This window comes from Bacillus sp. PK5-006 (assembly GCF_054161415.1).
In genome coordinates this window covers 1,825,001-1,838,481 of record NZ_CP096414.1, presented here as the reverse complement: position 1 = coordinate 1,838,481, position 13,481 = coordinate 1,825,001, and the positions used below count along the sequence as shown (strand labels likewise).

Genomic DNA, 13,481 nt, shown 5'->3' with positions numbered 1-13,481 from the left:
GAGTGAAATGAATGGGAACCTTGTTTAATGAAATTTTAACCTGGCTGACAAGCCTAGGTTACGCGGGTGTTGCACTTGGACTGATGATTGAAATCATTCCGAGTGAAATTGTACTTGCCTATGGCGGATATATGGTATCAACAGGCACAATTGGTTTTGTAGGAGCTGTGATTGCCGGCGTCATCGGTGGTACGCTCGCCCAGTGTTTTATTTACTGGATCGGTCTGTACGGCGGACGACCTTTTTTAACAAAGTATGGAAAGTATTTATTCATCCATGAACATCATATCGCGACTGCAGAGCGCTGGTTTGATCGATATGGAACCGGTGTAGTCTTTACCGCCCGCTTTATCCCTGTTGTCCGTCATGCCATCTCGATTCCAGCGGGTATTGCCAAGATGCCTTTTTTGAAATTTGTTTTCTTGACAGGATTAGCTGCCATCCCTTGGTCTATCTTATTTATCTATCTTGGCATGCAGCTTGGGACGAAATGGGATCATATTCAAAGTGTTGCTCATGCTTATACAACTCCTATTATGGTCATTGCCATCGTCCTGATTGTTCTCTACTTTGTACTCAAAAAAATTCGGACGAATCGAAAACGGACAATCTAACAAAAACGCCTTTCACTGATCTGGTGAAAGGCGTTTTTTTATTTGTGTGCTGATTGTTTTTTCATATATTGAGATAATTCTATAATCATTGCTCCCATTCTCTCAAGTGACGGGGCAAGAATTCGGTCTATTCCTTCTTCTTTTAAAGCTTCAGCCGTAACTTTTCCGACAGCTACTGCCAGTACATCCTGTTCGAATAATGCTTGCAATTCTTCTTTTCTGCCCCACTCTGCGGCTAGTTTGAAAAAGGCGTGGACCTGGACAGCGGTTGTAAAACAGACGGCATGAACTTGTCCATCTTTCATTTCTTGCAGCAGCGTTTCAGCTGCCTCTGGTTCAGGAGGTGTGTGCTGATATGGTAAAAGCGGCAAAACATCTGCCCCCTTGTCATGTAAAAACTGAATGAGAGCTGGTGCATTTTCACCATGAAGCTGCACCATCACGCGTTTGCCTTGAAACTCCTTGTCTTCAAGCTTTGAAATCAAGTCACGAACCGTTCCGTCTTCATCAGAGACCTCTGGCTGAATTCCGCGTTTTTTCAGCGCAGCAAAGGTTTTGTACCCTCTTGAAGCAATATGTGCGTTTGATAGAATGTTCATAAATTCTTTACCAAGCTGCAGCTCTTCTGCACTCTCAATCAATGTATCTGTACCGATGCCTGTTGTCAAGATCACCCAGTCGGCCCCTTGCCTCACAAAGGTTTCTATGCCTGGCTTTAAATCCTCTTTGGCTAAAAATACGGTTCCTTGAAGAGAGCGAATAACGGCTTGTCCTCCTTGTTTTTCGACAAGTGTACGCATTTCTTCTGTTTTTCTTGTTCCACAAATGGCAATCGTTTTTCCAGATAAGCCTTTACTCATGTTATCCCTCTTTTTCTATCACATTTGATATGTATTAAATATAGATTTATTTGGAAGACGATGCAAGTGTCTACTAAAAAAGAGCTTGACGTTTCTATCGAATTCGAGTATCTTTTGTAAGTGCAAATTGTAGGAGGTCATTATGGAAAAACAGAATGTTCAAGCAATTCGATTATCAATTGCAGACCCAACACCACTTGGTTTGTTTGGTTTAGCAATGGTGACGCTCGTTGCGTCCTCACAAAAACTAGGAATCACAGATGGCACTTCCCTTATTTTACCTTGGGCTATCTTCCTTGGAGGAATCGCGCAGCTGATCGCGTCCATACAAGATTCAAAGCATCATAATATTTTTGGAGCCACTGCTTTTGGCGCATTCGGTCTTTTCTGGATGGGCGTTGGAACAACTTGGCTCATTCAAGCCGGCGTCTTTGGGAAAACGCTTGCGGGAGCAGCAGATCCAAAACAGCTAGGCTTTGCGTTTATTGGTTATTTGATTTTCAGCTTGTTTATGACGATTGGTGCAATGGAAACACATAAAGTGTTATTTTTGATTTTCGTCTTTATTGATTTCTTATTCATTGGTCTTTCCCTTAGCACTTTTGGTGTGATGTACGATGTGACTCATACCATGGCTGGTATTGCAGAATTGATCATTTCCCTGCTTTCATTTTATGGTTCTGCAGCTGTTGTTCTTAATACACATTTTGGCCGTATTGTTCTGCCAATCGGACAACCATTTCGCATTTTTACAAAAGCTTAAATAAAAAAGAACTGCTCTGTGCAGTTCTTTTTTTATGTTTATTTTTCTTGTGCCTCTTGAAAAATCTCTCCGATGATTTCATACGAGCGCATTCTTTCTTGATGGTCAAACATATCCGAATTAATCATCACTTCATCTGCTTGAGTAGCTTCTATAAAGGCTTCTAATTCTGTTTTCACTTTTTCTTTATCCCCAATGATAGTCGAGCTTAATTGTTCATCCACCATCGCCTTTTCATATGGACTCCAAAGACCGTCCATGCTGTCGACAGGCGCCTTCAGTTTTCCTGGTGTGTTGCGAATGAGACTTAAAAACCGCTGATAATGAGAGGTTGCCAAATATTCAGCCCGTTCTGTTTGATCTGAAGCAAAAACCGTCACACCGACCATGGCATAAGGCTCTTTTAATACATCAGAAGCTCTAAATGACTGTCTGTACAACTCTAACGCGGGAATTGTATTTTTAGGTGAGAAATGTGCTGCAAAGGCAAATGGCAAGCCAAGTTCTCCTGCAAGTCTAGCGCTAAAACCGCTTGAACCAAGGAGCCAAATTGGAATGTCCAGGCCTTCTCCTGGAACAGCTCTTACATGTTTTTTAACCTGTCCGGTCGGCTTGAAATATTGACGAAGTTCTTCTAGCTGCTCAGGGAAATCTTCTCCGTTTTGAAGATTACGTCTAAGCGCTCTTGCTGTTAACTGATCTGTCCCTGGTGCTCTGCCAAGACCTAAATCAATTCTCCCTGGATACAATGTCTCAAGTGTGCCAAATTGTTCGGCAATGACAAGTGAAGAGTGGTTTGGCAGCATAATCCCGCCAGATCCTACTCGAATTTTTTCGGTTCCTCCCGCAATATATCCAATTAAAACAGACGTTGCAGAGCTCGCTACCCCTTCCATGTTATGGTGTTCTGCCAGCCAGTATCTATGATAACCCCACTTCTCCGCCTTCTTTGCTAAATCCATACTACGATCAAAAGATTCTTTAATGGTACCTCCTTCTGTCACTGAGGATAAATTTAAAACGGAATAGGCTTTGCCTTGTAAAACTGATTGACTCATATATGATGTCCCCATTTCTGTCAAAAATCATACTATTTTATACTTTCAACACCATAACACAAATCAATGAAAGATTTAAATGATTTGATTCGATGATTTTCGAAATGATGATTTTCTAGGTTTTACTTCCAATTTGAAAATTTGCACATAGAATGAAATATCAATTCTAGGAGATGGGCAAATTTGTACAATCAATTCGAACACAAATGTCCCTTTTGCGGTAAATACCATGAACAGCCTCATTACAAAAGATCACGTCATGACCGTCCTCGAAAAAGAGACTGTCCATTCATTAAACAAGAATATTCAAAACAAAATACATCTCAAGGGAATCAACCTTGCCACATTGCAAAAGGAATAAAACAATCAAAACAAAATCAAAGAGCTGGACCAAGAGGCCCGGCAGGCCCAGCAGGTCCCCCTGGACCAACCGGACCTACTGGACCTGCTGGCGGGTTAACCGGCGCCCTTCCTTTTAATCCCTCACAATCACAAGATTACGATGCAGGGCAAGTGGTCACGTTTGATGGCAGTACTTACATTGCCAATGTTGACGCTCCATCAGGAATACCTGGACTCTCCCCCGACTATACCCTTTTAGCTGCTTCTGGAGAAACTGGTCCTACGGGTCCTACTGGGATCGGATTAAGTGGTATTGAAGCCTATGATCCTGTTATGGCACCAACATATTCAGTAGGTCAAGTGGTCACTTATGGTGGTGGTACGTATATTGTGGATTCTGCACCACCTTCAGGTACGCCAGATACGTCGCCAGATTACACACTTTTAGCAGCACCAGGTGAAACTGGCCCTACCGGTGTGGCGGGTACCACAGGTAACACTGGACCAACAGGTCCTACCGGCGCCACTGGGATCACCGGATTAACCGGACCTACTGGTGCTACAGGTATCACTGGAGTAACTGGTGATACGGGTGCCACGGGGATTACCGGGTCAACTGGACCTACTGGTGCCACGGGGATTACCGGATCAACTGGGCCTACTGGTGCCACGGGGATTACCGGATCAACTGGACCTACCGGTGCCACGGGGATTACTGGATCAACTGGGCCTACTGGTGCCACGGGGATTACCGGATCAACTGGACCTACCGGTGCCACGGGGATTACTGGGGCTACCGGACCTATCGGTGCCACGGGGATTACTGGATCAACTGGACCTACTGGCGCAACGGGGATCACTGGAGCTACCGGTCCTACTGGTGCCACGGGGATTACTGGAGCTACCGGTCCTACTGGTGCCACGGGTAGTACTGGATCAACTGGTCCTACCGGCGCCACGGGGATCACCGGATTAACCGGACCTACTGGTGCTACAGGTATCACTGGAGTAACTGGTGATACGGGTGCCACGGGGATTACCGGATCTACTGGTTCTACCGGTCCTACTGGTGCCACGGGTAGCACTGGATCAACTGGGCCTACCGGCGCCACTGGGATTACCGGATCAACTGGAGATACGGGTACTACAGGCAGCACTGGTCCTACTGGGGTGACAGGTATCACCGGATCAACTGGAGATACGGGTGCCACGGGGATCACCGGATCTACCGGGCCTACCGGCGCCACTGGGATTACCGGATCAACTGGACCTACCGGGGCTACAGGTATCACTGGGGCTACCGGACCTACCGGTGCCACTGGGATTACTGGAGCTACCGGGCCTACCGGCGCAACGGGAATCACCGGATCAACCGGACCTACTGGTGCAACTGGTATTACTGGGTCAACTGGAGATACGGGTGCTACAGGTATCACTGGTTCAACAGGTCCTACCGGGGCTACAGGGATTACTGGGGCAACTGGAGATACCGGTGCCACTGGGATCACTGGGTCAACAGGGCCTACTGGCGCAACGGGGATCACTGGATCAACTGGTTCTACCGGTGCCACAGGTAGTACTGGATCAACTGGACCTACTGGCGCAACAGGGATTACGGGAGCTACTGGGCCTACTGGTGCCACAGGTAGTACTGGATCAACTGGTCCTACTGGTGCCACTGGGATTACCGGATCAACTGGTTCTACCGGTGCCACTGGGATTACTGGGTCAACTGGAGATACCGGTGCCACTGGGATCACTGGGTCAACAGGTCCTACCGGGGCTACAGGGATCACTGGAGCAACAGGGCCTACTGGTGCAACGGGAATCACCGGATCAACTGGGCCTACCGGCGCCACTGGGATTACCGGATCTACTGGAGATACGGGTACTACAGGCAGCACTGGACCAACTGGTCCTACTGGGGTGACAGGTATCACCGGATCAACTGGAGATACGGGTGCCACGGGTAGCACTGGACCAACAGGACCTACTGGTGCCACGGGAATCACCGGATCAACTGGAGATACTGGTGCCACGGGTAGCACTGGACCAACAGGACCTACTGGTGCCACGGGGATCACCGGATCTACCGGGCCTAACGGCGCCACAGGGATTACCGGATCAACCGGATCTACTGGTGCCACTGGGATTACTGGAGCTACCGGGCCTACCGGCGCAACGGGGATTACCGGATCTACTGGAGATACGGGTACTACAGGCAGCACTGGACCTACTGGTCCTACTGGTGCCACGGGGATTACTGGAGCTACCGGGCCTACTGGTGCCACGGGTAGCACTGGATCAACTGGGCCTACCGGCACCACTGGGATTACCGGATCTACTGGAGATACGGGTACTACAGGCAGCACTGGACCTACTGGTCCTACTGGGGTGACAGGTATCACCGGATCAACTGGAGATACGGGTGCCACGGGTAGCACTGGACCAACAGGACCTACTGGTGCCACGGGGATCACTGGGGCAACTGGACCTACCGGTGCCACGGGGATTACCGGATCAACTGGACCTACCGGGGCTACAGGTATCACTGGGACTACCGGACCTACCGGTGCCACGGGGATTACGGGAGCTACCGGGCCTACCGGCGCAACGGGGATTACCGGATCTACTGGAGATACGGGTACTACAGGCAGCACTGGACCTACTGGTCCTACTGGGGCTACAGGGATCACTGGAGCAACAGGGCCTACTGGTGCAACGGGAATCACCGGATCAACCGGACCTACTGGTGCAACTGGTATTACTGGGTCAACTGGAGATACGGGTGCTACAGGTATCACTGGTTCAACAGGTCCTACCGGGGCTACAGGGATTACTGGGGCAACTGGAGATACCGGTGCCACTGGGATCACTGGGTCAACAGGGCCTACTGGCGCAACGGGGATCACTGGATCAACTGGTTCTACCGGTGCCACAGGTAGTACTGGATCAACTGGACCTACTGGCGCAACAGGGATTACGGGAGCTACTGGGCCTACTGGTGCCACAGGTAGTACTGGATCAACTGGTCCTACTGGTGCCACGGGGATTACCGGATCAACTGGTTCTACCGGTGCCACGGGGATTACCGGATCAACTGGAGATACGGGTACTACAGGCAGCACTGGACCTACTGGTCCTACTGGTGCTACTGGTGCTACTGGGATTACTGGAGCTACCGGGCCTACTGGTGCCACGGGTAGCACTGGATCAACTGGGCCTACCGGCACCACTGGGATTACCGGATCTACTGGAGATACGGGTGCCACGGGTAGCACTGGACCAACAGGACCTACTGGTGCCACGGGGATCACCGGATCTACCGGGCCTACCGGCGCCACAGGGATTACCGGATCAACCGGATCTACTGGTGCCACTGGGATTACTGGAGCTACCGGGTCTACTGGTGCCACGGGTAGCACTGGGGCAACTGGATCTACCGGGCCTACCGGCGCCACAGGGATTACCGGATCAACCGGATCTACTGGTGCCACTGGGATTACTGGAGCTACCGGGTCTACTGGTGCCACGGGTAGCACTGGGGCAACTGGACCTACCGGTGCCACTGGGATTACCGGAGCAACTGGACCTACCGGGGCTACAGGTATCACTGGGGCTACCGGACCTACCGGTGCCACTGGGATTACTGGAGCTACCGGGCCTACCGGCGCAACGGGGATCACTGGATCAACTGGTTCTACCGGTGCCACAGGTAGTACTGGATCAACTGGACCTACTGGCGCAACAGGGATTACGGGAGCTACTGGGCCTACTGGTGCCACGGGGATCACTGGACCTACTGGTCCTACTGGTGCCACTGGGATTACTGGAGCTACCGGGCCTACTGGTGCCACGGGTAGCACTGGACCAACTGGTCCTACTGGGGTGACAGGTATCACCGGATCAACTGGAGATACGGGTGCCACGGGTAGCACTGGACCAACAGGACCTACTGGTGCAACGGGAATCACCGGATCAACCGGACCTACTGGTGCAACTGGTATTACTGGGTCAACTGGAGATACGGGTGCTACAGGTATCACTGGTTCAACAGGTCCTACCGGGGCTACAGGGATTACTGGGGCAACTGGAGATACCGGTGCCACTGGGATCACTGGGTCAACAGGGCCTACTGGCGCAACGGGGATCACTGGATCAACTGGTTCTACCGGTGCCACAGGTAGTACTGGATCAACTGGACCTACTGGCGCAACAGGGATTACGGGAGCTACTGGGCCTACTGGTGCCACAGGTAGTACTGGATCAACTGGTCCTACTGGTGCCACGGGGATTACCGGATCAACTGGTTCTACCGGTGCCACGGGGATTACCGGATCAACTGGAGATACGGGTACTACAGGCAGCACTGGACCTACTGGTCCTACTGGTGCTACTGGGATTACTGGAGCTACCGGGCCTACTGGTGCCACGGGTAGCACTGGATCAACTGGGCCTACCGGCACCACTGGGATTACCGGATCTACTGGAGATACGGGTGCCACGGGTAGCACTGGACCAACAGGACCTACTGGTGCCACGGGGATCACCGGATCTACCGGGCCTACCGGCGCCACAGGGATTACCGGATCAACCGGATCTACTGGTGCCACTGGGATTACTGGAGCTACCGGACCTACTGGTGCCACGGGTAGCACTGGGGCAACTGGACCTACCGGTGCCACGGGGATTACCGGAGCAACTGGACCTACCGGCGCTACAGGTATCACTGGGGCTACCGGACCTACCGGTGCCACTGGGATTACTGGAGCTACCGGGCCTACCGGCGCAACGGGGATTACCGGATCAACTGGAGATACGGGTACTACAGGCAGCACTGGACCTACTGGTCCTACTGGGGCTACTGGGGCTACAGGTATCACTGGAGCAACAGGGCCTACTGGTGCCACTGGGATCACTGGACCTACTGGTCCTACTGGTGCCACTGGGATTACTGGAGCTACCGGGCCTACTGGTGCCACGGGGATTACCGGAGCAACTGGACCTACCGGCGCTACTGGGATTACCGGACCAACTGGTCCTACTGGGGTGACAGGTATCACCGGATCAACAGGGCCTACTGGCGCAACAGGGATCACTGGAGCTACCGGACCTACTGGTGCCACTGGGATTACTGGACCTACTGGTCCTACCGGCGCAACGGGGATCACTGGATCAACTGGGCCTACTGGTGCCACTGGGATTACTGGACCTACTGGTCCTACCGGCGCAACGGGGATTACCGGATCAACTGGACCTACTGGCGCAACGGGGATCACTGGAGCTACCGGACCTACTGGTGCCACGGGGATTACTGGAGCTACCGGGCCTACTGGTGCCACTGGGATTACCGGAGCAACTGGACCTACCGGCGCTACTGGGATTACCGGACCAACTGGTCCTACTGGGGTGACAGGTATCACCGGATCAACAGGGCCTACTGGCGCAACAGGGATCACTGGAGCTACCGGACCTACTGGTGCCACGGGGATCACTGGATCAACTGGGCCTACTGGTGCCACGGGGATTACTGGACCTACTGGATTAACTGGTCCTACTGGTGCCACGGGGATTACCGGATCAACCGGATCTACTGGTGCCACGGGGATTACTGGAGCTACCGGGCCTACCGGCGCAACGGGGATTACCGGATCAACCGGATCTACTGGTGCCACGGGGATTACTGGAGCTACCGGGCCTACCGGCGCAACGGGGATTACCGGATCAACTGGACCTACTGGCGCAACGGGGATCACTGGAGCTACCGGACCTACTGGTGCCACGGGGATTACTGGAGCTACCGGCGCTACAGGTATCACCGGACCAACCGGACCTACTGGCGCTACCGGTGTTACTGGTGTCACTGGGGCTACTGGGGCTACTGGAACAGGTGGTTTTACGGATACAGCACTTTATGCTGCTAATAGTTCTGGATCTACCATTATCACTGTAGCTAGTGGAACGAATATTCCTCTGCCGAATTTACAAAACATTACTAACTTTACCGCAAACGGAACGAGCACTGTTTTTACCGTTTTGCAAACTGGTAAATATTATATTACGTATCAAGTCAACACCACAACAGCTCTTTTAATTAATACACGTTTGCTTTTAAATGGAGATACTGTGCCTGGTTCTGTTCAATCACCGGTTATCTCTACTTCGTTTCTCAATAATACTTTAATCGTCAATATAACAGCTGGAAGCACCATTTCACTGCAGTTTTTTGGGGCAGTTGTCACAGCTATTTTAGTTGGCGGGGGCGGTGCTGCAGGTGCTACCTTGACCATCATACGGCTCAGCTAAACTAAAAAAGAAAGGCTTTCTCAGCCTTTCTTTTTTATATCTTCTATTACAGTTATACAACGTTCAATATCATGAGATTGTAAAAGGTGAAAAATAGATTGGATGATTGAAAGCTCTAAATTCCACCATTCTAATAACTGCAGTTTTTCGATTATTTCGGATGAAAATCGATATTTCATGAGCTGCTGGGGATTTCCTGCGGCAATTGCATATGGCGGCACATCTTTTGTGATTACACTATTTGCTCCGATCACGGCCCCGTTTCCTATACATACTCCTGACATAATCGTTGCACCATATCCAATCCATACGTCATGTCCAATATGAACATCCCCCTTCGATTTGGGATGTCCTTTAATATGGGCAGCTTCTTTAAAAATTTGATTAAACGGGTACGTTGTGACCCAATCAGTACGGTGTTCCCCGCCTAGAAAAATTTTCACCTCGTTTGCGATAGAACAAAACTTCCCAATATGTAATGTCGTTCCTTCCCCCCACGTCAACACTTGGAAATCTGGTCCGGCATAAGAAAAGTCACCGATATTGTACGAGCTTAGTTCACTTCTTTGATTCAAAAACATAAAAGATCCGGCCTCCTTAAAAGTGAGAGATCTTCGTATGTATATGCTGCTTTACGCTTTCACATTATGATTGAACAAGCGCTACAATTTGTTTTTTCTTCCATACGAGCTGATAGTAGCTGTATTGGAGGAGTAAGTTCACAAAGAACGCAGCAGGGTAGCCAATCCATATTCCCTTAATGCCAAGGGATGTATAGTGTGATAGCACATAAGCGACTGGTACTTCTACAAGCCAAATGGAACAAATACTAAAGATCGTTGGCCAAAGAACTGTCCCGCTTGCTCTCATTGTGGCTGCAACAATTTGGGCCGTTCCAAAAATGAGATAGCTCCATAGTGTAATGACGACCAAACTATAGGCAATGTCTATCGTCTTAGGATCTGTTAAAAAGATAGATAAAATCTGCGGTGCAAAAATATAAACGAAAATAATGATACATCCGCCTATGGCAAAGTTAAGTCCTAACCCAATTTTAATGACATCTTTCAGTCGATTCATATTCCCTGCACCAATGAATTGTGCTGCAAAGATCGAGACCGCAATGCCAAGACTCACTGCCGGCATCTGCACATAACTCACGACTTGATTGACAACACCATAGGCAGCTGTCGCCTGTGATCCATAATCGTTGACGAAAGAAATAACGGCAATTTCTGATAAAGAAATAAGGATCATATTAATGCTTGATGGGATACTAAGCTTTAATAACGTTTTTAATAGATCCCCTTTCATCAATAAATGCTTTCTCACCGATGCATCAATGCGAAGCGGGTGCTTTGTCTTATATAAGTAGATATGTAGAATGATAAACGTCACAATTGTTGAAATCACAGAAGCATACGCAGCGCCATATAAGCCGAACGCCGGCAGTCCCAGCCAGCCAAATAATAAAATGGGCAGCATCAAAATATTCGTTGCCGTACTAATCATTAAGAAATAAAAAGGTGTTTTCGAATCCCCTGTTCCCCTCAAGAAGGTCGTATAAACAAAATAAAGAAATAAGATCGGCATTGAGATGAATAGAATTCTGGCATATGCCGCACTTTCCTCCACGATATTAGCGGGTGTTCCCATGAGGTTTAAGATATTAGTTGCGAAAAAACCTCCAATGATCGCTAAAGATACCCCGATTAAAAAAGTGAATGAAAGCGTTGTGCCAATAATTTCTTTTAATTTCTGTTCATTTTTTGCTCCATACGCTTGTCCAATAAGGATCGAGCTCCCCGATCCAATGCCAATGGAAAAAGAAACGAGTAAAAAGAAAAGCGGAAAGAATGCAGAAATGGCAGCTACTGCATCCTCTCCAATCCATCTTCCGACAAGAACAATTGACACTAATTGTCCGATCGATTGCAAAATATTACTTAGCAAAAGCGGGATGAGAAAAATGGACATGGTTTTTACTAAAGATTGATTATTATCTAACGTCATGATGGTTCTCCTTCTCTCTCTAAATCTAAAGATTCTCAGCTAGTATGCTGACAATACGGTCTTCTATCTCTTTCCCTTTTTCGTCATCAACAAGGTGATTTAATAAAATGGAAAAAGCGAGCGTTTTTCCGCCCTGCGTGTCAATATATCCAGAAAGTGTGCTGACCGTTGTTAACGACCCTGTTTTTGCACGTACTTTTTCTAGTGTAGCTGGTTCCTTCAATCTGTTCCTTAACGTTCCCCCCACCATTCGTTCACTTGCCCCTGCTAAAGGGAGCGCATGTTCATAGGTTTTAAACCATTTTTCTTTTTGAATGTTTGTCAAAAATAAAGTGAACTGGTTAGCGGAGACAAGGTTAATAGGTGATATCCCCGATCCGTCACGCAGCACTGCAAGCGAAGGATCGATGCCAAACGCAGGAAGCCGTTCATTCATGACATCCAGCCCAGCTTCAAAGCTCCCTTTGTTCTTCACTTTTTTACCTAGTTCCTTTAGCAAAATTTCTGCATGGGTATTGTTGCTTAATTTCATCATAGGAACAAGCAGCTCTGATAATGGCATCGATGTATGGGAAGCAATTTTTTTGGCTTGTTTAGGAACTTGTTTTGATTTCAGCGGTCCCTTTACTTGAATCCCTTCCGCCTTTAACGCTCGTTTCATTAAGTCTAAAGCATAGGCGGCCGGATCCAATAAAGCTACCCATTGTTTAGATGAGCTTGCTTTCACCGGAATGGTCCCAGTCAGCGTAATCTTGTTGGTTCCGTGAGAGCGCTTAAAAGAGATTTTCTTTTTTCCGCCTTCTGGAACTGTTTTCACTTGATTGATGACTTGAGCGACATCCGTTTTCGGAATCATATCATATGCGGCTTTCTGTCCTGCTTTTTTTCCTGGTTTTACTTCCAGAATCACGGTCCCTGCATCATAATCTTGATTCGGTGAAGCCGTGAGAGCAGAAATTTGTGCCCCGTAATATTGATCCTCATCACTCCAAGGCAGGTCAATCGAGTATCTCGTGTCATCAAACCAAGTGTCATCTGCCGCAAGCTGTCCGCGAATGGTATGTATTCCGGCCTTTTTGACCTGTTTGGCGAGTGCTGCAAAATCCTCCTCTAATAAAGTCGGATCGCCGGTGCCACGAAGATAAAGGCTGCCATGTAGCGTTTTCTTTTGAATAGAACCATCCATCCAGATGTCTGTAGGGAATGTGTGTGTTTCTCCAAGTATATCAAGTGTGATGGCTGATGTGAGCAGTTTCATATTAGAAGCAGGAGTAAGACGAATATCGGCTTGATGTTCATAAAGAAGAGAGGTGTCAGAAGTATCGCGGACGCTGATGCCAGAGATCGCGCCCTCTAAATCAGGTGCTGTTCGTATGAATTCGTCTAAAGCTGTCATCCATTGAAGTGAATCGTCACGAGCTTTGAGTTGTTCATCTTTCGCTGAAAAAGGGAGAAATAAAATCGACAGGATACATATTTGTAAAAACATGAGCTGTGAAAAACGCTTCACGCAATCCCTCCTTTT

General features: G+C 48.8%; 8 protein-coding genes. 3 read left to right on the top strand and 5 right to left on the bottom strand.

What is annotated here, in order from left to right; all coding sequences use genetic code 11:
- Window positions 1-11: 11 nt before the first annotated feature.
- Window positions 12-614: a DedA family protein gene (locus tag M1D84_RS09565; protein WP_024425701.1), complete on the top strand. Its 603-nt coding sequence runs from the start codon at window positions 12-14 to the stop codon at window positions 612-614.
- Window positions 615-652: 38 nt separating this feature from the next.
- Here M1D84_RS09565 and M1D84_RS09560 read toward each other — a convergent pair whose 3' ends face one another.
- Window positions 653-1,474 (bottom strand): uroporphyrinogen-III synthase, encoded by an 822-nt coding sequence (locus M1D84_RS09560; RefSeq protein ID WP_198457388.1) that lies wholly within the window; start codon window positions 1,472-1,474, stop codon window positions 653-655.
- 142 nt (window positions 1,475-1,616) lie between these two features.
- On the opposite strand from M1D84_RS09560, the gene M1D84_RS09555 reads away from it, so the two are divergent.
- Window positions 1,617-2,237, top strand: coding sequence for an acetate uptake transporter (locus M1D84_RS09555; RefSeq protein ID WP_024425703.1), 621 nt, complete (start codon window positions 1,617-1,619; stop codon window positions 2,235-2,237).
- Between the two features lie 38 nt (window positions 2,238-2,275).
- On the opposite strand, the gene M1D84_RS09550 is transcribed toward M1D84_RS09555, so the two are convergent.
- Window positions 2,276-3,295: an LLM class flavin-dependent oxidoreductase gene (locus M1D84_RS09550; RefSeq protein WP_332284278.1), complete on the bottom strand. Its 1,020-nt coding sequence runs from the start codon at window positions 3,293-3,295 to the stop codon at window positions 2,276-2,278.
- A gap of 183 nt (window positions 3,296-3,478) precedes the next feature.
- On the opposite strand from M1D84_RS09550, the gene M1D84_RS09545 reads away from it, so the two are divergent.
- The gene (locus tag M1D84_RS09545; protein ID WP_458106456.1) at window positions 3,479-9,943 is read left to right on the top strand and encodes a hypothetical protein; all 6,465 of its coding nucleotides are present in this window, start codon (window positions 3,479-3,481) and stop codon (window positions 9,941-9,943) included.
- 20 nt (window positions 9,944-9,963) lie between these two features.
- On the opposite strand, the gene M1D84_RS09540 is transcribed toward M1D84_RS09545, so the two are convergent.
- The 3 genes from M1D84_RS09540 to dacB form a co-directional block, all read right to left on the bottom strand.
- A complete protein-coding gene (locus tag M1D84_RS09540) occupies window positions 9,964-10,524 on the bottom strand; it encodes a CatB-related O-acetyltransferase (RefSeq protein WP_044333005.1) in 561 nt (186 codons plus the stop codon).
- A 64-nt stretch (window positions 10,525-10,588) separates the two neighbouring features.
- Window positions 10,589-11,956, bottom strand: coding sequence for an MATE family efflux transporter (locus tag M1D84_RS09535; RefSeq protein ID WP_332284277.1), 1,368 nt, complete (start codon window positions 11,954-11,956; stop codon window positions 10,589-10,591).
- A gap of 25 nt (window positions 11,957-11,981) precedes the next feature.
- Window positions 11,982-13,466, bottom strand: coding sequence for a D-alanyl-D-alanine carboxypeptidase/D-alanyl-D-alanine endopeptidase (gene dacB, locus M1D84_RS09530; protein WP_122630968.1), 1,485 nt, complete (start codon window positions 13,464-13,466; stop codon window positions 11,982-11,984).
- Between the last annotated feature and the right edge of the window lie 15 nt (window positions 13,467-13,481).